At 34.6% G+C, this 20428-nt stretch carries 34 protein-coding genes; 28 read left to right on the forward strand and 6 right to left on the reverse strand.

What is annotated here, in order from left to right; translation table 11 throughout:
- Positions 1–100 precede the first annotated feature (100 nt).
- From K292_RS0110630 to K292_RS17945, 4 genes are all read right to left on the reverse strand, one after another.
- Positions 101–1384, reverse strand: coding sequence for a site-specific integrase (locus tag K292_RS0110630; RefSeq protein ID WP_027399823.1), 1284 nt, complete (start codon positions 1382–1384; stop codon positions 101–103).
- Between the two features lie 160 nt (positions 1385–1544).
- A complete protein-coding gene (locus K292_RS17940; RefSeq protein ID WP_207637170.1) occupies positions 1545–2120 on the reverse strand; it encodes an Ltp family lipoprotein in 576 nt (191 codons plus the stop codon).
- 154 nt (positions 2121–2274) lie between these two features.
- Positions 2275–2736, reverse strand: a complete 462-nt coding sequence (locus K292_RS0110640; RefSeq protein WP_027399824.1) for an ImmA/IrrE family metallo-endopeptidase — start codon at positions 2734–2736, stop codon at positions 2275–2277.
- Between the two features lie 33 nt (positions 2737–2769).
- Entirely contained in the window at positions 2770–3222 is a 453-nt protein-coding gene (locus tag K292_RS17945; protein ID WP_027399825.1) for a helix-turn-helix domain-containing protein, read from the reverse strand.
- Positions 3223–3378: 156 nt separating this feature from the next.
- Here K292_RS17945 and K292_RS16860 point away from each other — a divergent pair, with 156 nt between their 5' ends.
- Both K292_RS16860 and K292_RS19330 read left to right on the forward strand, forming a co-directional pair.
- Positions 3379–3615, forward strand: coding sequence for a helix-turn-helix domain-containing protein (locus tag K292_RS16860; RefSeq protein ID WP_037373059.1), 237 nt, complete (start codon positions 3379–3381; stop codon positions 3613–3615).
- Between the two features lie 12 nt (positions 3616–3627).
- Positions 3628–3756, forward strand: coding sequence for a hypothetical protein (locus K292_RS19330; RefSeq protein WP_281168550.1), 129 nt, complete (start codon positions 3628–3630; stop codon positions 3754–3756).
- On the opposite strand, the gene K292_RS0110660 is transcribed toward K292_RS19330, so the two are convergent.
- Positions 3753–4100 carry a hypothetical protein gene (locus tag K292_RS0110660; RefSeq protein ID WP_027399826.1) on the reverse strand — a complete coding sequence of 116 codons (348 nt, stop codon included), beginning with the start codon at positions 4098–4100 and terminating at the stop codon, positions 3753–3755. The two genes, K292_RS19330 and K292_RS0110660, sit on opposite strands and share 4 nt — an antisense overlap.
- Positions 4101–4182: 82 nt before the next feature.
- On the opposite strand from K292_RS0110660, the gene K292_RS0110665 reads away from it, so the two are divergent.
- The 13 genes from K292_RS0110665 (at position 4183) to K292_RS0110725 (ending at position 10502) form a co-directional block, all read left to right on the forward strand.
- Complete coding sequence (locus K292_RS0110665; RefSeq protein WP_027399827.1) at positions 4183–4410, forward strand: helix-turn-helix domain-containing protein; 228 nt, start codon at positions 4183–4185, stop codon at positions 4408–4410.
- 84 nt (positions 4411–4494) lie between these two features.
- On the forward strand, positions 4495–4770 hold the full coding sequence (locus K292_RS0110670) for a hypothetical protein (protein ID WP_027399828.1): 276 nt from the start codon (positions 4495–4497) through the stop codon (positions 4768–4770).
- Positions 4771–4788: 18 nt separating this feature from the next.
- Positions 4789–5076, forward strand: a complete 288-nt coding sequence (locus K292_RS19460) for an AbrB/MazE/SpoVT family DNA-binding domain-containing protein (protein WP_207637171.1) — start codon at positions 4789–4791, stop codon at positions 5074–5076.
- Complete coding sequence (locus tag K292_RS0110680; protein WP_027399829.1) at positions 5073–5255, forward strand: hypothetical protein; 183 nt, start codon at positions 5073–5075, stop codon at positions 5253–5255. Before K292_RS19460 ends, K292_RS0110680 begins: the two co-directional genes overlap by 4 nt.
- Complete coding sequence (locus K292_RS0110685) at positions 5242–5661, forward strand: hypothetical protein (protein WP_027399830.1); 420 nt, start codon at positions 5242–5244, stop codon at positions 5659–5661. Before K292_RS0110680 ends, K292_RS0110685 begins: the two co-directional genes overlap by 14 nt.
- Positions 5658–5885, forward strand: coding sequence for a hypothetical protein (locus tag K292_RS0110690; RefSeq protein ID WP_027399831.1), 228 nt, complete (start codon positions 5658–5660; stop codon positions 5883–5885). The genes K292_RS0110685 and K292_RS0110690 overlap by 4 nt, the downstream gene beginning before the upstream one ends.
- Before the next feature lie 58 nt (positions 5886–5943).
- Positions 5944–6468, forward strand: coding sequence for a hypothetical protein (locus tag K292_RS17950; RefSeq protein WP_156900527.1), 525 nt, complete (start codon positions 5944–5946; stop codon positions 6466–6468).
- On the forward strand, positions 6449–7879 hold the full coding sequence (locus K292_RS0110700; protein WP_027399832.1) for a hypothetical protein: 1431 nt from the start codon (positions 6449–6451) through the stop codon (positions 7877–7879). The genes K292_RS17950 and K292_RS0110700 overlap by 20 nt, the downstream gene beginning before the upstream one ends.
- Positions 7876–8634, forward strand: a complete 759-nt coding sequence (locus K292_RS0110705) for a PD-(D/E)XK nuclease-like domain-containing protein (RefSeq protein WP_027399833.1) — start codon at positions 7876–7878, stop codon at positions 8632–8634. The genes K292_RS0110700 and K292_RS0110705 overlap by 4 nt, the downstream gene beginning before the upstream one ends.
- 4 nt (positions 8635–8638) lie before the next feature.
- Positions 8639–9025, forward strand: coding sequence for a single-stranded DNA-binding protein (locus K292_RS0110710; protein ID WP_027399834.1), 387 nt, complete (start codon positions 8639–8641; stop codon positions 9023–9025).
- A 12-nt stretch (positions 9026–9037) separates the two neighbouring features.
- On the forward strand, positions 9038–9493 hold the full coding sequence (locus K292_RS0110715; RefSeq protein ID WP_027399835.1) for an ERCC4 domain-containing protein: 456 nt from the start codon (positions 9038–9040) through the stop codon (positions 9491–9493).
- Between the two features lie 5 nt (positions 9494–9498).
- Entirely contained in the window at positions 9499–10323 is an 825-nt protein-coding gene (locus K292_RS17955) for a DUF4373 domain-containing protein (RefSeq protein ID WP_051280655.1), read from the forward strand.
- Positions 10320–10502 carry a hypothetical protein gene (locus K292_RS0110725; RefSeq protein ID WP_027399836.1) on the forward strand — a complete coding sequence of 61 codons (183 nt, stop codon included), beginning with the start codon at positions 10320–10322 and terminating at the stop codon, positions 10500–10502. Before K292_RS17955 ends, K292_RS0110725 begins: the two co-directional genes overlap by 4 nt.
- A 10-nt stretch (positions 10503–10512) precedes the next feature.
- Here K292_RS0110725 and K292_RS0110730 read toward each other — a convergent pair whose 3' ends face one another.
- Complete coding sequence (locus K292_RS0110730; protein ID WP_207637172.1) at positions 10513–10884, reverse strand: YkvA family protein; 372 nt, start codon at positions 10882–10884, stop codon at positions 10513–10515.
- A gap of 123 nt (positions 10885–11007) precedes the next feature.
- On the opposite strand from K292_RS0110730, the gene K292_RS0110735 reads away from it, so the two are divergent.
- From K292_RS0110735 to K292_RS18695, 13 genes are all read left to right on the forward strand, one after another.
- Positions 11008–11283 carry a hypothetical protein gene (locus tag K292_RS0110735; RefSeq protein WP_027399838.1) on the forward strand — a complete coding sequence of 92 codons (276 nt, stop codon included), beginning with the start codon at positions 11008–11010 and terminating at the stop codon, positions 11281–11283.
- Positions 11276–11632 (forward strand): hypothetical protein, encoded by a 357-nt coding sequence (locus K292_RS0110740; RefSeq protein WP_027399839.1) that lies wholly within the window; start codon positions 11276–11278, stop codon positions 11630–11632. Before K292_RS0110735 ends, K292_RS0110740 begins: the two co-directional genes overlap by 8 nt.
- Positions 11633–11634: 2 nt before the next feature.
- Positions 11635–12141, forward strand: coding sequence for a hypothetical protein (locus tag K292_RS0110745; RefSeq protein ID WP_027399840.1), 507 nt, complete (start codon positions 11635–11637; stop codon positions 12139–12141).
- On the forward strand, positions 12138–12533 hold the full coding sequence (locus K292_RS0110750) for a hypothetical protein (RefSeq protein ID WP_037373062.1): 396 nt from the start codon (positions 12138–12140) through the stop codon (positions 12531–12533). Before K292_RS0110745 ends, K292_RS0110750 begins: the two co-directional genes overlap by 4 nt.
- A 193-nt stretch (positions 12534–12726) precedes the next feature.
- On the forward strand, positions 12727–12921 hold the full coding sequence (locus K292_RS0110755; RefSeq protein ID WP_027399842.1) for a hypothetical protein: 195 nt from the start codon (positions 12727–12729) through the stop codon (positions 12919–12921).
- A gap of 125 nt (positions 12922–13046) precedes the next feature.
- Complete coding sequence (locus K292_RS0110760; RefSeq protein WP_207637173.1) at positions 13047–13730, forward strand: DNA-methyltransferase; 684 nt, start codon at positions 13047–13049, stop codon at positions 13728–13730.
- Between the two features lie 65 nt (positions 13731–13795).
- On the forward strand, positions 13796–13990 hold the full coding sequence (locus K292_RS18690; RefSeq protein ID WP_156900528.1) for a hypothetical protein: 195 nt from the start codon (positions 13796–13798) through the stop codon (positions 13988–13990).
- A 208-nt stretch (positions 13991–14198) separates the two neighbouring features.
- Positions 14199–14984 (forward strand): hypothetical protein, encoded by a 786-nt coding sequence (locus K292_RS0110775; RefSeq protein ID WP_027399844.1) that lies wholly within the window; start codon positions 14199–14201, stop codon positions 14982–14984.
- Between the two features lie 48 nt (positions 14985–15032).
- On the forward strand, positions 15033–15779 hold the full coding sequence (terS, locus tag K292_RS0110780; RefSeq protein ID WP_027399845.1) for a phage terminase small subunit: 747 nt from the start codon (positions 15033–15035) through the stop codon (positions 15777–15779).
- A complete protein-coding gene (locus K292_RS0110785) occupies positions 15767–17083 on the forward strand; it encodes a PBSX family phage terminase large subunit (protein ID WP_027399846.1) in 1317 nt (438 codons plus the stop codon). Before terS ends, K292_RS0110785 begins: the two co-directional genes overlap by 13 nt.
- Positions 17084–17087: 4 nt before the next feature.
- The gene (locus tag K292_RS0110790; protein WP_027399847.1) at positions 17088–18446 is read left to right on the forward strand and encodes a phage portal protein; all 1359 of its coding nucleotides are present in this window, start codon (positions 17088–17090) and stop codon (positions 18444–18446) included.
- 12 nt (positions 18447–18458) lie between these two features.
- Positions 18459–20192, forward strand: coding sequence for a phage minor capsid protein (locus tag K292_RS16880; protein ID WP_051280660.1), 1734 nt, complete (start codon positions 18459–18461; stop codon positions 20190–20192).
- A complete protein-coding gene (locus tag K292_RS18695) occupies positions 20189–20341 on the forward strand; it encodes a hypothetical protein (protein WP_156900529.1) in 153 nt (50 codons plus the stop codon). The genes K292_RS16880 and K292_RS18695 overlap by 4 nt, the downstream gene beginning before the upstream one ends.
- Positions 20342–20428 lie beyond the last annotated feature (87 nt).

Below are 20428 nucleotides of genomic sequence, written 5' to 3' on the forward strand. Positions count from 1 at the left end.
CATATAGAAACAGTATGCTTATTAACGTTGAAAAATCAATAATGTTTAATAAATAAATATTAAAAAAATTGGAGTTTGTACACCTCGCGTACACATAAAATCACTTGGTGTACAAAATTCCATTAGTAACATTTTCAAAAATATCAACAGCATTTTGTTCCATAACTTCGGTATTATGGACGTAAGTTTGAAGCGTTGTTTCAATTTTTTTATGTCCAAGCCTTTCTTGTACAGATTTTGGGTTAGCACCATTTTCAATTAAAATAGTAGCATGAGTATGTCTTAAACTATGGTAATCAAAAGCAAGTTTTAACTGCGTGTGAATTACTCTAGAGCAATATTTAAAAGAATCAGTGGAAGTATACTCACCGTTTTCGCAAATGCAAATTAGTTTTACTCTAGGCAGTACCGGATTTATGCATTTTTGTACAGGTATTATTCTAAACATTTCATTTCCTTTTTCATCATATTCTTTTTTCTTTACGTAAATAGTGTAGTATTCACCATATTGTAATTCATATTCTTGCTGCTTCTTTTTTTCGGCTTTCAAAGCAGTAATTAATGTGGTGCCAATTTTAATAGTTCGGTTTGAATTATATTTTGGATCAGAAAAATACCATGATGATTTCTCTTCTCTTTTATTTTTTTCCTTAAAGACCTTCCTGACATCAAGACCGTAATTTCTTTTTACAATTTGTTTATTAACTGTTAATGTTTTATTTTCAAAATCAATATCATCCCATGTCAGTGCAAAAGTTTCAGATATTCTTAGACCGCAGTTCCATCCTATTAAAAGAGGAATATGAAATCTATTACCTGCAGGGAATCTATTGATAATAATTTGAAATTCTTCTTGACTTAAAACAATTCTTTCTTTTGGCTTTCTTTCAACTTTAGGAAATTTAACATAATTCATGGGATTTTCTTTAATATATTTTAACGGCTGAACTGAATAATCAAGTGCTGTAGAAAATGTTGATAATATACCAACAAGGTGAGATTTTGAGAATCCATTAATTTTTAATTGGTTTGCATATTCGATAAGTATAGTGGGGTTAATAGAGCTTAACTTGTAATTTCCGAATTTTGGCTTAAGATGGTTTTCTATTATAGATAAATAAGCTATTTGTGTATTATATTTTAATTCAATTTTACAATAAGTATCAAACCAATAATCAAGGTAATCACATACACTTATCTCGGTAGGCTCAAAATGTAAGCCACTATGATTATATTCGGCTAAAGCTTTTGTTCCTGCTTCTAAACATTCCTTTTTAGTTTTAAATCCGCCTTTAGAAATTTGTTTTCTTTTTCCCTCAATTTTTGCAGCTTCAAACCTATATTGCCATGATTTACCTCTTTTTGTAATATTTAATTCTGCCATTAATGTATACCTCCTTAAAAAAGGGTATAAAAATACCCCTAAGTATTGTAATTTAGAGGTTGTAATGGTACAATTCTATTGTGTATAGTTTGTATTCATTACAACCTATTTATAACATTCGCTCTCTGTTGGTAGCAGGGGGCGTTTGTGTTTGTAAGTATTAATATCCTACAGCCTTTGCGCCATATTCCGCCTGAGAATCAGTAAATCCTTCATACTTTAATTGCTGGATTAAAGAATCACGTGAAAAAGACATGCTTTCCATATAGGTTTTTGCTTTCTTTGCGGCTTGTTCATCCCAATTAGCATTACAGTTATCGGCTCCATAGGTTGCCTCGATGCTTGAAAAACCCTCATATTCCAATTGCTTTATTAGTCCCGAATAAGAAAATGACATAGACTCTAAGTATGACTTAGCTTTTGCCAGGGCATTTTTTTCGCCAAGAGTTACGGAGGTTTGAGTGCCCTGATTTGGGGTAGTTGGCTGGGTTCCGATATAAACGGATTTTGTAGCGCTATCCCAAGAAACTTCTTTCCCTAATGCATCAGCAACAGCCCTTACAGGTAGGTAAGTTGTACCGCCGGAAATAAACGGTTCTACAGTATTACCGTTAGAATCTTTTGGAGTTACTAGGTTTTGATCAACGTAAATTTTAATGTTATTAAAAGTAGCAGTTAACGCCTTTGAACCAGTAGATGCGAAACCTGTAACTGTTAATGAAAACAGTACAGTCATTACAACAACACCAGCAATAAATCCTTTTAATTTTTCTTTAATCATTTGTTCTTTCCTCCTTAGAAAACACATTTATAGATATAATATTTTAATTGATAATATCATAATAAAATGTATAAATGTGTCGGATTAAGTCGAATTGGCTTATCCTAGTCTATAATTTTATATCTGGTCCACATAAAATTTTAGTTTTTAAATCACCATCTATTTCAGAAAGAAATTCAGTGCCATATTTAATTGAATAGTATTCTAAACTATCCTTTAAAAACTTTTCATCCACATCAAGAATTTCAGCCATTTCATAAGTTGTTCTATATCCCGCATTATAAGCTTGTCTTAAATCTGATAGCCTAATTAATTTGTTATATGCCCATACTCTGGCTTTATGTTCTTGCTTCATATTAGAGATACTTTTTTGGTCAAGTATATCGCCTACAGTTGTATAATAATGTCCAAGTTCTTCTGCAAGAATACATTTTTTCTCACAATTGTTTATATCACAGCTTATTGCTATTTTAGATCCCTTACAAAGCCCCTTTGCATTAGATTTAAATTTCTTTTCAATAACTTCAACTTCTGAGTTATCAGCTTCAATTACTAATTGTTCATATGTCAAAGTACCAACCCCTTATTCTACTATAATTAAATACTATAAATCTTCTAAATCTTGTTTCATTAATTCTATTTGTTCATCAGAAGTATCATCATTGTGTGCTGCTATTGGTTGTAAATAATCAACCCTTTTTTCTTCTTTTTCTATATCCAAAACTTTTTTAGAATAATTCAATATTCTTTCTTTACCAGTGGAAGAGCATCGGTTGTATGTATGTAAGAGCTCTTTTTCATTTGCAGATAATCTAATTGACTGGTTAGATAGAGAAAGTTCCGTCTCTTCCGATTTCCCAACAAGCCAAGCAGGATTTACAGATAAGGCATTTGCAATAGACTCAAGGACTGGAAGTTTTATTTTTTCAATTTTTCCGCTCTCGTATCGTTGAACAGTCGATTTAGCTATACCAACTTTTTTAGCAACATCATCAAGTGTAGCCTTTCGTAGATCACGAGCATATTTTATTCGATTTCCTATTTCTTCATTTGTCAACGGAAACCACCTCCTTGTGAAACATTATATTATATAAAATTGCATAATGCAATATAAAAATAAAAAAATACTTAAAAAAGTTGCATAATGCTATTGACAATAAAGTTGCGTAGTGCTACAATTTGCTTGTAAGGTTCAAGAAAGGAGGGGACAGCATTGATCAATACAAACAAAATAAAAGGGAAAATGGCGGAGCTCCAACTAACACAAAAGGATGTAGCTAATTCATTAGGAATTGCGCAGCCAACAGCAAACCAGAAAATAAATAACATTCGTCCAATGGATTTGGATGAAGCAGAAAAACTATCAATTTTATTAAAAATTCCGCCGGAGGAATTTACAAAATATTTTTTTTACAAAGAATGTTGCGTGATGCAACTAGAAACGGGGTAAGAAGTGAGAACAATGGAAGACAAAGAATTTAAAGAAAAAATCAAGAAGTTTGACGATAAAGTTATTCATTATCTATTTACTATAGCCGTAAGTATGTTTACTGCAATGGCAGTTACTTTTATGTATATGCATAAATTTTAGAATAAAAAATTTATAAGAGCACTTGTGATAAGAGCAACAACGATAGGGATAAATATAGAGCTAAATAAAAATGACTTTATTTTTTCCCATTCAAATTCATATGGATGTAAGCCTTTATGAGTTAGACGAAATGAAGCACCAGATTTATTTGTTTTTATGTATTCAGTTCTAAGTAATTCATTAAGAATTGTATCAAGTTCTCTTTTATATTTATTAAAATCGCAAACTTCACCTTTAGGGGAATCGACTTTGTAAACTTGACTTGAATTTGCACCAAGCCAGCAGGAGCTATTATTAGAAAGTTTTTTAATTTCTTTTAATACATATTTACATTGACGTGTCATAAAAGTCACCAACCTTTCAAGGCGATTTTACCATACAAAATAAGTTATTTCCATAATAAAAGCAGGTTAGGGGGTGAGAAAAATGGATAGCTTAGTTTATACGGTTGCAGAAACAGCAAAGATATTAAAAACAAATAAGGCTTATGTGTATTCACTAATCAAGGCAGGGCTGTTACCAGTGCTTAAACTTGGTAGTTATAAAATCAGAAAGATATCTTTAGTTGAGTTTTTAGAGATGTATCAGGGAAAAGATCTGACTGATCCGCTTAATATACAAGAGTTAGTTTTATTAGATGAAACACAAAATTAATGTTACATAAGAAAGAGAAAAAGAAAACCCACAAAAGATAAACACCGTGAAGCAGCGGAATCAAAAATTTTGTGAGGTAAAAAAATGTATATCTTAAACCAAGACAGAGATCAGTTATTTTTTAAAAGTGCTAATAAGCCATTATTGTGGCATGAAGTATTTAATAATGGCGTATTCTACGGCTGCAGTTTGCTACTAGGTAAAGATCTACTAGGCACATTTGACAGCACAGAAGAAGTTATAAAAGAAGTAGAACAGATAAATAGTTGCAAAGAAGAAATATATGCCGTTTCGGGATACTCAGACTACGACGGAAGAGAAGATATTGAGAGGGCATTATATAAGCTTTATAGATTTTAGGAAAGGAAGGAGAAAGAAATGAAAGCAACAGGTATAGTAAGAAGAATCGATGACCTTGGACGTGTTGTAATTCCAAAAGAAATACGTCGTACAATGCGTATTCGCGAAGGCGACCCGCTTGAAATATTCACGGATGGAGAGGGGAAAATAACTCTTAAAAAGTATGATGTTTTGGGAGACGTAGTAAAACAAGTAAGAGACGTACTAGATTATATAGAAACTTTTCCTGAAGGAATAGAAAAAGAGAAAAGAATAAAAGCCATTAAGCTTTTAAAGGAATTGCAAAGATTGGTAAATAAGCCATGAAAAAGTATTTAATCACAGCAGCTATTATAGCAGCTGCAACAATTATATGTGTAAAGGTGGCGTACATGCAAAGAGGCTATTTTAGCATAGGAGGTGAGTGGTTTTTATGGACCATTCCGTTACTTTGGAAAGCTATCAATTATGAGGATAAGGAGGTGAGCAAGAATGAAGTTATATAGCCTAGATAATAACCCTGACTACGAAAGTTTAAGTAATAACCCATATATAGGCGAGATAGAAGAATCTGCTGCGACATATGAAATCATTAGAACTATTAAAGGTGATTTTGTTATTGGAGTTTTAGATGAGAAAAATGATTGTGCAGGAGCTCACGAAATAAAAGAATTAAATTTAGAAATAGGCAAAGAAGAAATTTATAAACACAATATCACATGTCCTTGTTGTGGATATGAAGACAGAGACAGTTGGGAATGTGAAGATTCTAATGACGAATATGAATGTGGGCAATGCGGGGCAACAATTGAATACGAAAGAATTGTAACTGTAGAATATAGTTCTGAATTAGTTAAATTACCTAGCATTATTAATGCAGAATTAAAGGATAAGGAGGTGAGGGAAAATTGAAACTTTTCATGGCAGTAACCCCGGATCGTTTCGAGCTGCCTTTGGTTGTTTGCGATACGGCCATAGAACTTGCTAATAGGTTTGGTGTTTCTATCAATTCTGTTAAAAGCGCAATACTTAAAAATCAAAGCGGAAAAGCAAGAGGGGCGAAGTTTATAAAGGTAGAGATTAAAGAAAAAAGCACCCACGGAACGGCAATTCCGGTAGGGTGCAAACTAAAGTAAATTAATTTTAAAATATCACGTTTGGAGGAGAATGTCAATAAAAAAGGAGATAGATAGAATGGAAACTAAAACTCACTGGAAGAAATTATATAACCCTGATTATTTAGGAGCATATGCCCTTACTCCGGGGCAAGATTTAATTGCAACAATTAGGTTTGTTAAATCTGAAGTTGTAACAGGTCCAGACGGTAAGAAAGAAGAATGTATGGTTATGTATTTTTCTGAAAAAGATATTAAACCGATGATTATGAACAGTACAAATTCAAAAACAATCAGTAAGCTTTTTAAAACCCCATATATTGAAGAATGGGCAGGTAGAAAGGTTCAAATATATATTGACCATGTAAAGGCATTTGGAGAAGTTGTTGAAGCTCTTAGAATTAGACCATTTTTACCAAAGGAAGAAGAATATAAATGTGGAGAATGTGGGGCATTAATTATCGATTCAAATGGGAAACGTGCGCATGACATTGCACAATCAACGCAAAGAAAATATGGCAAAGCACTTTGTGCAGAGTGTGCCTTAAAGGCCTTTGAAGCTAAAAAACAGGAGGACGTATTAAATGAAGACGACCAAAATTAGAATAAAAAACTTATTCGGCATTGCCGAAACAGAATTAGATGGCAGCAATATTGAAATTACAGGAACTAATGGAACTGGTAAAACAAGTGTTATTGATGCTATAAGATACGCTTTAACTAATGATTCAGATAGAGATTACATAGTAAAGAATGGTGAAACAGAAGGAGAAATCCTTATAGAAACGGATGCAGGATTAAGCATTAACCGAAAAAAGAGAACGAGCCAATCTGACTATAAACGTATTCGTTCAAATGGAATGGATGTGCCTAGTCCAGAATCTTTTCTTTCAGATATTTTCACTAAGCTCCAGTTAGATCCAGTAGCATTTACACAAATGAGTAGGCAACAGCAAAATAGAGTAATTTTAGATTTGATAGAATTCCCATGGGATTTAAATTGGATTAAAGAAAAATTTGGAGAAATCCCACAAGGCGTAAATTATGAGCAGAATATTTTGCAAGTCCTAAATGATATTCAGGCGGATGACGGAGTATATTTCACGGAACGTCAGGATATCAATAGGGACATGCGAAATAAGAGAGCATTCATTGAAGATATTGCTAAGGACATTCCAGAAGAATATCAAGCCGATATTTGGGAGAATTATGATCTCGCTGAGAAGTATCACGAACTGGAAGAAATAAGAAGAAATAATAATCTTATTGAAAGGGCTAAGACTTTTAAAGCAGGATATGACTCTAAAATCAGAGGGTTTCAGGCTGAAAAAGAAATCTCAATAGCATCAGAGGAAAAGGCAATTACATTAGAAAGAGAGAATTTGGTTTCTTCTATTGAAAGAATGAAAGCTGAAATAAAAGCTGCCGAGGATAAAATAAGCGGCTTAAACGGGAAATTGGAAGATAAGAAAGCTGTAATTGAATCCAAGTATCAAGAAAATATAGCTAAGCTTGACAAAGATATGGGTGTTGCTGATCAGTATATAAACAATGAGATTGTGGACGTACAACCATTGTCAGAAGAAATCAGCAATGCAGAATCCATGAAAAAGCATTTAAATGAATATCGTCGTATGGAACAGATGCAAAGAGAGCTTGAAAAGCTGAAAGAAGAATCAGAAAAGCTTACAAGCAAAATTGATCTTGCAAGAGAATTACCGGGTGAAATTTTAAAGACAGCAACTATTCCGGTTGAAGGATTAACCGTAAAGGATGGAATACCGCTAATTAAAGGTCTTCCAATCAGTAATCTTTCGGAGGGTGAGCAGCTCGATTTATGTGTTGATGTGGCAATTTCTAATCCAAACGCACTGCAGATTATCTTAATTGATGGAGCGGAGAAATTATCAGATGAAAATAGAAACCGTTTATATGGTAAATGCAAAGCAAAAGGACTTCAATTTATTGCAACTAGAACGACGAATGATAATGAATTGGAGGTTACAAAGTTATGAGCATTTTGACAAATGAAAATTATTTTGATACAGAAAACCAGTTGAAATATTTTGGATCGTCTCAGTTTAAATCGTTTATGAAGTGTGAAGCGGCTACCATGGCGGAAATTAATGGAGAATATGAAGAACCAAAGTCAACAGCATTACTTGTTGGCAGTTTTGTAGATGCACATTTTGAAGGAACATTGGACATTTTCAGAGCAAAACACCCTGAACTATTTACAAAAAGCGGTGATTTAAAATCTGATTACAGACAAGCCGAGTATATTATCCAGCGTATAGAACGTGATGAAATGTTTATGCGTTACATGAGCGGTAAAAAGCAGGTTATTAAGACCGGGGAACTCTTTGGAGTTCCTTGGAAGATAAAAATAGACAGTTATCATGAAGGTAAGGCGATTGTCGATTTAAAGGTTATGAAGGACTTTGAACCAATTTGGGTTGATGGTCAAGGAAGAATCCCGTTTGTTGAGGCTTGGGGTTACGACATCCAAGCTGCAATATATCAAGTAATTGAGGGAAATAATTTGCCGTTTTTCATAGCTGCAGCAACGAAACAGAAACCGGAATCGGATATTGCAATTATGAGTATTCCGCAAGAGGATATTGATATTGCAAAGTCAATAATACAGGCACATATTCAAAGGTTTGATGATGTGAAAAAAGGATTATCAGAGCCGATCCGATGTGAGAAATGTGATTACTGTAAAAGAACTAAGGTGTTGACAGAAATAGTTAGCTATAAGGAGATTTAAGAGTATGAATCAGATAGTCATAAAAGGTAGGTTAACCAGAAGTCCAGAGCTTAAAACAATACAAGGAAAGAATGGAGAGACGAGCGTTTGCTCTTTCTCCGTTGCAGTAAATCGTAGATTTGGTGAAGAAACAGATTTCTTTGATTGTCAAGCATGGGGGAAGGCTGGTGAGTTTGTAAATAAAAATTTTCAAAAAGGTCAGGAGATTTTAATTTCGGGCGAAATGCAATGCCATCCTTATGAAAATAAAGAAGGTAAAAAAGTTTATCCTTGGAGAATTAAAACTGACCAAATCGAATTCTGCGGCAGTAAAAAAGACAATGCTAATTCAGACGCACCGCCGCTGCCTGAAGGAATAGAAGAAGTAGATGACGATGATCTACCGTTTTAAAAGAGGTGAATTATGCAAATACAAATAGATAGTAGAGAAAAAGCAAAAGCCATAAAAGGTATTATAAAAGAGTTTGATAGACAAGAGATTCCTTATTTTACAAGCAAGTTATACGTTGCAGATTACATGAATTTATTAAACCCTTTAGTTTTTATTGACCGTAAGCAAAACATCGCTGAAATCGCTCAAAATGCCATTTCTGGACATAAAAGATTTAAGGCAGAACTAGAGCGAATGGACGGTATCGGAGCGAAAATGTACATACTGATTGAGCAGGATAAGATTGATAAGAAGCCGATAACATGTTTAGAGGATATTATACTTTGGGAGAATAAGCACGGAGCTATACAAGGTGATAGAATTTATAGGATTTTAAAAGTTTGGGAACGAAAGCATAATATCGAATATGTATTTTGCAATAAAAGAAATACTGGCAAAATGATAATAAAATTACTTGAAAAGAGGTGATAAACATGGCTACTAACGGATTACCCTACTTTCCACTTATGACACAGTTAGACGAAAAATTTGAGCTTATAGAAGCAGAACACGGACTAGAAGGTTTTGCAATTGTTATTAAACTTTTACAAAGAATATATGGTGAGCATGGGTATTATTGCGATTGGACAGAAGAGTTAGAGCTTCTTTTTACCAGAAAAATAGGTTTACATAAAGGCGATAAAATTGTTTCTGATGTAGTTAGATCGGCACTAAAAAGAGGGATTTTTTCGCAAGAAATTTATGATAAATACCAAATACTTACAAGTAGAGGAATACAAAAAAGATTCCTTGATGCAGCATCTAGAAGAAAGAAAATTGAGTTTAGACAAGAGTTATGTTTACTTGATGTTAACAATTTAAGCAAAAATGTATACATCTTAAAAGAAAATGATGACATTTTTGAACAAAGGAAAGGAAAGGAAAGTAAAGGAGAGGAGAGTAAAGGAAAGGAGGAGGAGAGTAACGTTTCCTCCGCCACCCTTCCTTTATCCAATTCCTCTTTTTCCCTGTATGGAAAATTTAAGAATGTTGAGCTAACAGATGAGCAATATCAGACTATAAAAAATACATATCAGGACTATATCGGTTTAATTGATAAGGTTTCAGGAATTATTGAACGATCACCAACAAAGAAAACTAATCACTATAATTACATACTGATCATAGCTGAACAGGATGGGTATAGATTTAGACCGAAACAGATTGAACCAGTTGTAGTTGAACCGATTGTATCAGAACCTATGCCGAAAGAATTAAGAGAAAAGATGGAGCGGTTTAATAAAGGGTTAAAGTCATGAGAATAGAAGATGTTAAGAAAAATATGGAACGTAAAGTAAAGTTTAATGGAGCTGAATATTTTCTTACCGGATGCATTCTACGGAAAACAAAAGGGAAATTTTATTATCAGGCTGAATTATTAGATCTTACAGAGAGGGCGGTTCTGATAGTAGCATTGGATAAGGTTGAGAGCGGTTAGGAAGTTATTTCTATTTGTTAGTCAAATTATAAGTAACTAATACGGCTATAAATACCCAAATAATAATTACAGGTAAAGCATATCTCCAATTTTTTGGCTTCCCGTTTTGCCACATATCTTTGGCTTGAATGATACATTTATCCATAATGTTTGCGGGTATAAGCTTAACGGCTAAAGCAATCAAAAGCGGAAGAATAACCATGTCGTCAAGATATCCGAGAATCGGAATAAAATCGGGAATTAAATCTATTGGTGATAAGGCATAACTCACAGTAATAAAAGCTATAATTTTAGCCATAAGTGGTGTATCACTACGCTTGTACGCAAGTGATAGCGCGGTTAACTTGGTCATTAATTTTGAAATAATATTTTTGATATTCATTTTCATACACTTTCTAATATTTTGTAAATGCCATTATAACATAATTTTATATTCAAAAGTACAATTCTTATACTCAATTAAAAATGGTTTTGTGGCTGATAACATGGTTAAGGAGGCAGATAGATGAACGATATAGAAAGAACAATAGAAATTATAAAAAATGTTGATATTTGTTGCAATGCAGCAGAAACGGCAAGAGATTTAGCAATACAAGCTTTAGAAAAGCAGATACCTAAGAAAATATTTCACGAACCTTGGGTTGGAATCGACGGTGTACCATATGACTTATGCCCGAATTGTGAAACAAATTTATGCACCACAGGACTATTGGCAAATAACAAAGATGATTATTGCCCTAGTTGCGGTCAAAGATTGGATTGGAGTGGTGAAGATGAATGATATAGTGCGAGAGTTAGACAACGTTATAAAGAAATACAAATATAAGGCATTTTTTACAGGAGAACTAAATTTTGTAGAAATGGCTAAAAGTTGCAAGATTATAATCCAAGATTTGTTGCAAGAAAAAGCAGAACGAGAGAACCCAAAGCCGCTTACGTTGGAGGAACTAAGAGAGCGTGATGGTAAGCCTGTATGGATAACGGGCATATACAGCAAAAGCGGTATTTGGACTTTGGTGGAAACAAAAGTATTATCTGGATTAGTTAAAAGTTTTTATAATACTAAACGATATTTTGATGATTATGGTATCAACTGGCTTGCATACGACCACGAGCCAAAGGAGGGGTGAGTATGAGAAAATCAAATACATGGATGGAGGAATTATCTTCCTCAAGAGACGAAAGTGATTTCAATCCATTAGATAAGTTCAGTACATCACAGCTAAAAGCAGAAATAAAACGCAGGAAATCTGAGAACAGTGTGAATAACCTTACAAAGGTTCAGCCAAAACCATATAAATTTCCAAAGGCTAACAAACAAAGCAAAACAGTAAGAGAAGATAATATTATGGTTCACGGTGGAATGAAATATAAATGTGAGTCTTGCGGTAAAGAATGGTTTATGAGTCTGGAAATAGGAGTAGAGGATTGGGGTAAGAACGTAAGGGCGCACCAGCCGTGTCCATTTACAATACTTTGTGAATGTGGAGGGTTTGCCAGAGATATTAGCGGATACATACCTTTCCCGGATATAAGACCGTTACTTCCGGGAATGAGATACTTTGCTTATGATCATAGTGGAGACGAACGAGCTCACGCACATGCTGCTGTTTTGGAGGATAATGGATTGGAGGGGTGAGCTTGACTAAAAAAGAACTGGAAGGAATCAAGGGGCTAAAGAGCGAAATAAAATGTATTGAGGATGAATTGCATAACCTACCTATGACAAAAGACAGTGTGACCGGTTCTATGGTAGATCATCCATACATACAAAGAACTATTATCATTAATGGTTTTGATGAAAATAAAGGACGGGTATTAAGAAAACGGTTAAAAAGAAAATTGGACGAGCTGCAGGACTTGCTTCTTGAAATGGAGAATTGGCTTGATTCGATAGAGGATGCGGAGGTGAGGGCGATATTGAGGTTACGGTATAGGAATGGGCTTAGTTGGGGAGAAATTGGTACTGAGTTAGGGTATGACAGAACCACTGTGGCGAAAAAGCATAATACATTTTTAACTGATAAGTAACTTTCCCACAATTCCCATCTTACCCATGTTAATATGGTATTGGTGATGATTAGAACTAAACATACATTTTTATGCGTTCTCCTTTAATACAGTAGAGACCTTCTGGAAACAGGGGGTCTTCTGCTTTGTCGTATAATATTGTTGAATATTGGTAATATTTGGCGTATGATAAAAGTAAAAAGGAGTGAATATTATGTTTATTGAAGACATCGAAAAAAATTTAGTTAATACTGATTATATTAAACATATTAAGAAGTTTGAGGTTTCGGAAGAATTTGTTATTGCTGCTTATTTAGATAATGAAAAAGAGGTATTTTTATGTAAGACGGATAAAAAAGAAATTTTTAATTTAGAATGGCAAGCTTTGTGTCTTAAACTTCCTAAATAGAGATATTGCCAAGAACCTTTACATGAGGGTTCTTTTCTAATACATAAAGGAATTTCGCAGTCAACCGAGAAAGGAATGCGATTAATATAATAAATAAAATTTACAATATGGACTGTCTAGAAGGAATGAAAAACATTCCTGATGAATCTATAGATATGATCCTGTGTGATCTGCCATATGGTACAACAGAATGCAAATGGGATAATGTTATTCCGTTTTCACCATTGTGGGAGCAATACGAAAGAATTATAAAGCCTAGAGGTGCAATGGTATTTACTGCAGCACAACCATTTACTACAAGTCTTATATATAGCAATAAGAAATTATTTAGATATTGCTGGTACTGGATTAAAAACCAGGTAACAGGATTTCCATTTGCTAAGTTTCAGCCACTACGATGTATTGAGGACATAGTAGTTTTTTATAAGCAAGCACCTACATATAACCCACAAGGGCTTGTAAGGCTAGAGAGACCTATAAAGAATTCGGGCAAAAATGGAGAGGATTGTGTATATAAGGTTAATAGCTTAAATAAACCTACACAGACTTTTTATACAAATTATCCGCGGCAGACATTATATTTTAAATGTCAAAGGGAAGGGCTTCATCCAACGCAAAAGCCAGTAGAACTATTTGAGTATCTAATTAAGACATATACGAATGAAGGGGATGTGGTATTGGATAATTGCATGGGGAGCGGAACTACGGCAGTAGCTTGTATTAATACTGGGAGACGGTTTATAGGCTTTGAGAATAATAAAGAATATTGTGAAACTGCAAGATATAGGATTAAGCAGCAAATTAGATAATTAGAACTACCTATTGATAAATCTCCTTTTGCCGGATATGCTTGAATATTGGTAATGTTTGGAGTATGATGGAAGCAAAAAAGGAGGAGAAGGAAATGATTTCGGATTATGAAAAAGAAGCACTTAGATTATTGGACGATATTCTTGAACAGCTAAAAATGCTAAATCGGAAGGTGTCGGAGTTAGAATCTAACGAAGGAACAATTCGTGTTAAGTTGAACGAAATAAGAGACACCGTTTACGAGATCAGGAGAAAATAGAGGCAGAACCTTCATATGAGGGTTCTTTTCTTTTACCACAAAACAAACAACTAAGCGAGGTGAGGTGATGCCAAGAGCAAGAAACCCGGACAGGTGCAATGTATTTGAAGGATACAAAGATAATGACAGAAAAAGTTTTGGGTTATTTTTTATTTTTGAAAACTATTCTATATTCTGGTAAAATGGAGTAGAAAGGAAGGTGAAAACAATGATATACGAAGAATATTGTGTGGCTTTTATAGATATATTAGGGTTTAAAAATATGTCTTCAAAAGAAAACATAGAAAAATATAGTGTAATAATTAATGGTGCGATTAAAGATATGAGAGAAATGAAAGTAAAGAAAAATCTGACAGGATCTGATAGTAACATTCCCGATTCAATAAAAACGATTCAATTTGCAGATAGCATTGTTATTCTTTTCCCTAAAACTCCTTATGTATGTTTGTTAGCTATTAGAAAAATTATGGCATTACAGTTTAAACTCTCTTTAAAAGGTGTTTTTGTAAGAGGCGCAATTAACTCCGGTGGAATGTATATTGATAAAGAAAACGACATCTATTATGGTGAAGCTTGGAATAAAGCTGTAATGCAGGAATCTGAAGCAATACATCCTAGAATTTTATTAGAAAATTCATTAGCACATTTAATTAGTGAGTGGTTATTAAAAATTAATGAAAGTACCGGAGAATTTTATATTGATCAGGATGGATACTATGTTCTCCAATCTTATGGAGGCACTGCAGCATTTGATTTAGAGATTAACTATAAAGATAGTTTAAAGCAAATACTGCAGATAATTGAGAAAAGTATCTCTGAGAATAATTTAGATGATAAAATATTAAGAAAGTATCTTTTTTTAGTTAAATCAATAAAATATTCTAGCTCTGGAAATATTAGTGAGGCTGATTATGTATATACAAATATTATAGAGAAATTAATAGGGAGAGATTTTAATGATGAGGCAACAAAAAGAATTCGAAAAAATATTTAACTTGTAGTCTTTAAATACCCAAAACAAACGAATGAGAGGTGGTGAGGCTTGGCAAGACAGAGAAGTCCAAACAGAGAAAAAGCAAAGAAATTATATTTACAATCAAACGGAGCAATGAAATTAATTGACATTGCTGCCAAATTAGATATAAAAGATTCACAGGTGAGAAAATGGAAATCTCAAGATAAATGGGATGCCGAGCTAAAAGGAACGTTACCAAATGCCAAAAGGAGCGTTACTAATCGTAAAGGTGGTCAGCCTGGCAATAAGAATGCTTTAGATGGCGGTGCTCCCCCCGAAAACAAAAACGCAGAAAAACACGGTTTCTTTTCTAAGTGGCTTCCGAAAGAGACATTAGAAATTATAAATCAGATGCCGAAGGATCCATTAGATGTTTTATGGGATCAGATACAAATTGCTTATGCAGCGATCGTACGAGCACAACAGATTATGTATGTGAGAGATCAGCAAGATGTTACTAAGTCTAAAATTGGTGAAGGATATAGTGATACCGGAAGTTCAGAAAAATGGGAAGTGCAGCAAGCATGGGATAAACAAGGGAACTTTCTAAAAGCACAGGCAAGAGCCCAATCGGAACTGAGATCTATGATTAAGCAATATGACGAACTACTACATAAAAACTGGGACTTAGCTACAGAGGAACAGAAAGCAAGGATTGAGAATATTAAAGCTAATACGGCAAAGATAAAAGGAGAAGATACAGAAAATAACAACGAAGATGACGGCTTCATGGAAGCACTTGAAGGAAAGGTTGATGAAGTATGGCAAGAGTAAAGAAAGCTATATTTAAGTTCAAGCCTTTTTCAAATAAGCAGCTAAAAATACTTACGTGGTGGCTTCCAAATTCCCCGGTAAAAGATAAAGATGGAATTATAGCAGACGGTGCAATTAGATCCGGTAAAACGGTATCAATGGCGCTGTCTTTTGTTATGTGGGCTATGTATAGCTTTTCAGAACAAAACTTTGCTATGTGTGGTAAGACGATTGGTTCGTTTAGGCGTAATGTGCTTACAGTCCTTAAATTAATGCTATGGTCTAGAGGTTATAAATGCAAAGATCATAGGGCAGATAATTTATTAGAAGTTACTCGTAAAGGCGTAACAAACTATTTTTATATCTTCGGCGGTAAGGATGAACGATCTCAAGACCTCATTCAGGGTATTACACTAGCCGGTGTGTTTTTCGATGAAGTCGCACTGATGCCGGAATCATTTGTCAATCAAGCAACTGGGCGTTGTTCTGTTGAGGGTTCAAAGTTTTGGTTTAACTGCAATCCAAACAATCCGTATCATTGGTTCAAAACAAACTGGATTGACAGGGTGAAAGAAAAAAATATTATTTATCTACACTTTACAATGGATGATAATTTTTCGTTATCTGACAAAATAAAAGAGCGTTACAAGTCCATGTATGTAGGTGTATTTTTTAAACGGTTTATTCTTGGACTTTGGGTTGCTGCTGAAGGTATTATATACACTTTATTCGCGGAAGAACCTAATGACTTTATAATTGACACGCTAACAGAACCAATCAAACATGCTGTTATCGGGGTTGACTTTGGTGGTAGTAAATCCGCACACAGTTTTACCCTCACCGGATTTACTCCCGGGTATAAAAAAGTAATCATACTTGACGAGTATTACCACAACAATGTAAAGGACGGCAGGTTGTCACCTACGCAGCTTGACGATGCTTTTGTAGACTTTGTAAAAAGAGCAAAGCAAAAGTATCCAGTATATGAGGTTTATTGCGACAGCGCAGAGCAGACGCTAATTGAGGGATTCGAGGTTGCGGCAGCTAAAAACAGACTAGGTGTCATGGTTAAAAACGCTATTAAAGGACCTATAAATGACAGAATCGCTTTTTACTGTAGCCTTATGGCGCAGGGGCGATTTTTTATTTACAAACATTGTACTGCTACAATTGGAGCCTTATCCAGCGCAGTCTATGATTCAAAGAAATTAACAGAGGATGTAAGATTGGACGATGGAATTATGAACATAGATAGCTTAGACAGCATGGAATATTCAACAGAAAGTGTTCAGAGCGATATCATGTATCTGAATTTAAGGAGGTGATAAATTGCAAGCCATAACGCAATATTTAAAAAATCAAGGCTATATAGCTATTGACGATACTTATTATTCGCACATAACTTTGTGGCAAAAATGGTATAAGGGCAAAGTTAATACTTTTCACAACTATAGACAATATAATGGCAGAAAAAAAGTAAACCGTACTCGAAAAACTCTTGGCATGGGCAAAACGGTGTCAGAAGATTGGGCAAATTTGCTGCTGAATGAAAAGGTTATCATAACAGCCGGAGAAGATACAATTAACAAAGCAATATGGGGAGTGCTTGATGAGAATGATTTTAGAGTTAGAGGGAATCAATTAATAGAACTTGCGTTTGCTATGGGAACAGGCGCATTGGTTGAATACAAAGATGGTGATAAAGTAATTATTGACTATATAAGAGCAGGAATGATTTATCCGTTATCTTGGGACAATGGAATAATAAAAGAATGTGCTTTTGCAAGTGAAAAAATAGAGGGAAAAAATAAAAAAGTTTATCTCAATATACATCATCTTAACGAACAAGGTAATTATGTTATCGAAAATAAAATGTTTATCCGCAACGGTAACAATTTAACACCAACGGACTTGCCTGACGGTGTAGCAGAACAAGTATTGACAGGCTCTAGCGTACCACTGTTTCAGATTATAAAACCTAACATAGTTAATAATGTAGACTTAGACTGCTCTATGGGAATAAGTATTTATGCCAATGCCATAGACCAGTTAGAGGGTTGTGACCTTGTCTATGATTCGTACTGTAATGAGTTCAGGCTAGGCAAAAAAAGAATAATGGTGCCTATCACAATGTCTCAAATGTTAATGGAAGATGATGGGACAATGACACCAATATTCGATGATAACGACACAGAATTTTATTCGATGCAAGCCAGCAAAGATGCAGAGCAGAAACTGCAAGAAATAAACATGCAGATCAGGGCAGACGACCATGATAAAGGCATGGACAAAGCTCTTGCATTACTATCTAAAAAATGCGGAATGGGTAATGACAGATATAAGTTTGAAAACGGTCAGGTTAAAACTGCAACGGAGGTCATATCTGAAAAATCAGACTTGTATCAGAATCTAAAAAAGCATGAAATCATTTTGGAAAGCGCTTTATTTGATATGGTAACAGCTATTGCGTCATTATTAGGACTAACTACAAAGCTTGACATAACAATCAATTTTGATGATAGCATAATTGAGGATTCAAATGCTGAAAAAATGCGATTTTTGCAGGAAATCAGAGATGGAGTAAGACAAAAGTGGGAATACAGAGTTAAATTCTTGGGGGAAACCGAAGAACAGGCACAAAAGATGGTGACACAAGACGTATCAAACGACGGTTTAATGAACTTTTAAGGGGTTGGTTAAATGCTTAGACCTACATACATAGATAATCTCCCTAACAATCTAGTCGACCTTTATAGTCAAGCTGAAACTGATATTATAATTGATATTGCTCGTAGATTAACAACCTACGATTTTTTTATACCTTCTGCAGAGCACCAATTTAGAAAACTTCAAGACATGGGGCTTCTATACGATGAGATATTAAAAAAACTAACAGCTACAACTGGTATAGCAAAAGAACAGCTTGAAAGCCTCATAAAAGAGGCAGGAGCCGAAACACTGAAACATGATGATTCAATATACCGAAAAGCAGGAAAAACACCGACACCGCTTGATTCTAACCCAGCTATGCAATTGACTCTTGCAGCAGGGATAAAGAAAACTAATAGTTTATTTGAAAACTTAACCCGAACGACAGCTAATACAGCAACTAAGCAGTTTGAAAATGCATTAGATAGAATTTATATGCAGATTACTTCCGGGGCTTTTGATTACAATAGCTCAATAAGGATGGTGGTTAAAGACTTAGCCTCCAAGGGTGTTGCTACCGTTCAATATTCTAGTGGGCATATTGATTACATGGAAGTAGCTGTAAGAAGGGCAACTGTAACAGGAGTTAATCAAACTGCAGCCAAACTTCAAGAGGCAAGAGCAGATGAGATGGGAAGTGACTTAGTAGAGACCACTGCTCATGCAGGGGCAAGACCAGAACATCAACTATGGCAGGGTAAGATATTTAGTCGAAGTGGTAAGCATCCGAAATATCCGGATTTTGTTTCATCTACAGGATATGGCACCGGTGAGGGCCTTTGTGGGTGGAATTGCAGACATAACTTTTTCCCGTATTTTGAGGGTATCTCTGAACCGGCTTACAATAAAGCTGAGCTAGAAGAAATGAATGCCAAAAACTACACCTATAACGGGCAAGCCATGACGGAATATGAGGCAACACAAAGACAACGGCATATAGAACGTCAGATTCGAAAATGGAAGCGTGAGTATGCAGGTATGGAAGCTGTAGGTATGCCAACGGATGAATCAATATCCAAGATTTCAGCATGGCAGCGTACACAGAAGGACTTTATAAAGCAAACAGGGTTAAAACGCCAGACTGAAAGGGAACAAATTCCCGAGTTTGGTAAGAGCCAAGCGGGGAAAGTATCAGCAAGTATAAAAAATAGTGCTTCTAAAAGCGGCAAAGGTAGTATAATAGATAATAATAAAGTTGGACTTAAAGATAATGCAGATCAAAACTTTGAGAAGGCTTTTAATAAAGCGGTAGATCACGGTAAAAAGACAGGTAATGAATGCTTATTATGGCTTGATGCTAATGGTATGGAAGTAGTAAAGGTAGCTACAGGCAATAAAGACAGCGTAGCTATCAATCAGGAAACCATAGATTATTTGATGAGTGCAAAAGAAAATACAGTAATATCTTTGCACAATCACCCAAAAAGCTCTGCTTTTTCTCCTGAAGATATTAACATAGCTTGTCATTTTAAAGCAGTTAAAGAGATGCGAGTTATTGGGCATGATGGGACGAAGTATTATCTTGAAATAGGAGAAGGCGACAGACCTTCTATGAATGAGATAAGAAAGGAGTACGAAGAGGCTAAAAATAAAACACATGATAAGTATTATAAGATATTTATTGAGACAGGAGATACAGCAGCGACTTGGAAAGAACATTCGAATGAAATTAATGAAGCTATTGCTAAAAAATTTAAATGGAACTACAGGAGGGAAATTGAATGAAAGAAATACTGATGCCTGATGAATATATCCCAGACTATAGCTTGTCACAAGAGGAAGAACAAAAGCGATACAATGAGCATTTAAAAAAGTCCAAAAAAGCATGGGCTAAACTTGAAAAATTAGATGAAAAGCCAAAAAAAATGGAATAAGCTGCTTGCAAATGCAGGCGGTATTTTTATACTCATTTGAGGAAATAATCCTTTATCTCGTCCTAAACATGACGTTAAAAGGTTTAT

This window comes from Anaerovorax odorimutans DSM 5092 (assembly GCF_000426305.1).
Taxonomy (GTDB): Bacteria; Bacillota; Clostridia; order Peptostreptococcales; family Anaerovoracaceae; genus Anaerovorax; species Anaerovorax odorimutans.

Coding starts and splice junctions, on each gene's coding strand:
- K292_RS16880 (WP_051280660.1), top strand. CDS start 18,459: ATGCTTAGACCTACATACATAGATAATCTCCCTAACAATCTAGTCGAC.
- K292_RS0110710 (WP_027399834.1), top strand. CDS start 8,639: ATGAATCAGATAGTCATAAAAGGTAGGTTAACCAGAAGTCCAGAGCTT.
- K292_RS0110670 (WP_027399828.1), top strand. CDS start 4,495: ATGTATATCTTAAACCAAGACAGAGATCAGTTATTTTTTAAAAGTGCT.
- K292_RS0110630 (WP_027399823.1), bottom strand. CDS start 1,384: ATGGCAGAATTAAATATTACAAAAAGAGGTAAATCATGGCAATATAGG.
- K292_RS18695 (WP_156900529.1), top strand. CDS start 20,189: ATGAAAGAAATACTGATGCCTGATGAATATATCCCAGACTATAGCTTG.
- K292_RS17940 (WP_207637170.1), bottom strand. CDS start 2,120: ATGACTGTACTGTTTTCATTAACAGTTACAGGTTTCGCATCTACTGGT.
- K292_RS0110760 (WP_207637173.1), top strand. CDS start 13,047: ATGAAAAACATTCCTGATGAATCTATAGATATGATCCTGTGTGATCTG.
- K292_RS0110745 (WP_027399840.1), top strand. CDS start 11,635: ATGAGAAAATCAAATACATGGATGGAGGAATTATCTTCCTCAAGAGAC.
- K292_RS0110685 (WP_027399830.1), top strand. CDS start 5,242: ATGAAGTTATATAGCCTAGATAATAACCCTGACTACGAAAGTTTAAGT.
- K292_RS19460 (WP_207637171.1), top strand. CDS start 4,789: ATGAAAGCAACAGGTATAGTAAGAAGAATCGATGACCTTGGACGTGTT.
- K292_RS0110715 (WP_027399835.1), top strand. CDS start 9,038: ATGCAAATACAAATAGATAGTAGAGAAAAAGCAAAAGCCATAAAAGGT.
- K292_RS0110700 (WP_027399832.1), top strand. CDS start 6,449: ATGAAGACGACCAAAATTAGAATAAAAAACTTATTCGGCATTGCCGAA.
- K292_RS18690 (WP_156900528.1), top strand. CDS start 13,796: ATGATGGAAGCAAAAAAGGAGGAGAAGGAAATGATTTCGGATTATGAA.
- K292_RS0110775 (WP_027399844.1), top strand. CDS start 14,199: ATGATATACGAAGAATATTGTGTGGCTTTTATAGATATATTAGGGTTT.
- K292_RS0110740 (WP_027399839.1), top strand. CDS start 11,276: ATGAATGATATAGTGCGAGAGTTAGACAACGTTATAAAGAAATACAAA.
- K292_RS0110725 (WP_027399836.1), top strand. CDS start 10,320: ATGAGAATAGAAGATGTTAAGAAAAATATGGAACGTAAAGTAAAGTTT.
- K292_RS0110730 (WP_207637172.1), bottom strand. CDS start 10,884: ATGAATATCAAAAATATTATTTCAAAATTAATGACCAAGTTAACCGCG.
- K292_RS19330 (WP_281168550.1), top strand. CDS start 3,628: ATGGAAGACAAAGAATTTAAAGAAAAAATCAAGAAGTTTGACGATAAA.
- K292_RS0110785 (WP_027399846.1), top strand. CDS start 15,767: ATGGCAAGAGTAAAGAAAGCTATATTTAAGTTCAAGCCTTTTTCAAAT.
- K292_RS0110660 (WP_027399826.1), bottom strand. CDS start 4,100: ATGACACGTCAATGTAAATATGTATTAAAAGAAATTAAAAAACTTTCT.
- K292_RS0110665 (WP_027399827.1), top strand. CDS start 4,183: ATGGATAGCTTAGTTTATACGGTTGCAGAAACAGCAAAGATATTAAAA.
- K292_RS0110735 (WP_027399838.1), top strand. CDS start 11,008: ATGAACGATATAGAAAGAACAATAGAAATTATAAAAAATGTTGATATT.
- K292_RS0110705 (WP_027399833.1), top strand. CDS start 7,876: ATGAGCATTTTGACAAATGAAAATTATTTTGATACAGAAAACCAGTTG.
- K292_RS17950 (WP_156900527.1), top strand. CDS start 5,944: ATGGAAACTAAAACTCACTGGAAGAAATTATATAACCCTGATTATTTA.
- K292_RS0110755 (WP_027399842.1), top strand. CDS start 12,727: ATGTTTATTGAAGACATCGAAAAAAATTTAGTTAATACTGATTATATT.
- K292_RS0110680 (WP_027399829.1), top strand. CDS start 5,073: ATGAAAAAGTATTTAATCACAGCAGCTATTATAGCAGCTGCAACAATT.
- K292_RS17955 (WP_051280655.1), top strand. CDS start 9,499: ATGGCTACTAACGGATTACCCTACTTTCCACTTATGACACAGTTAGAC.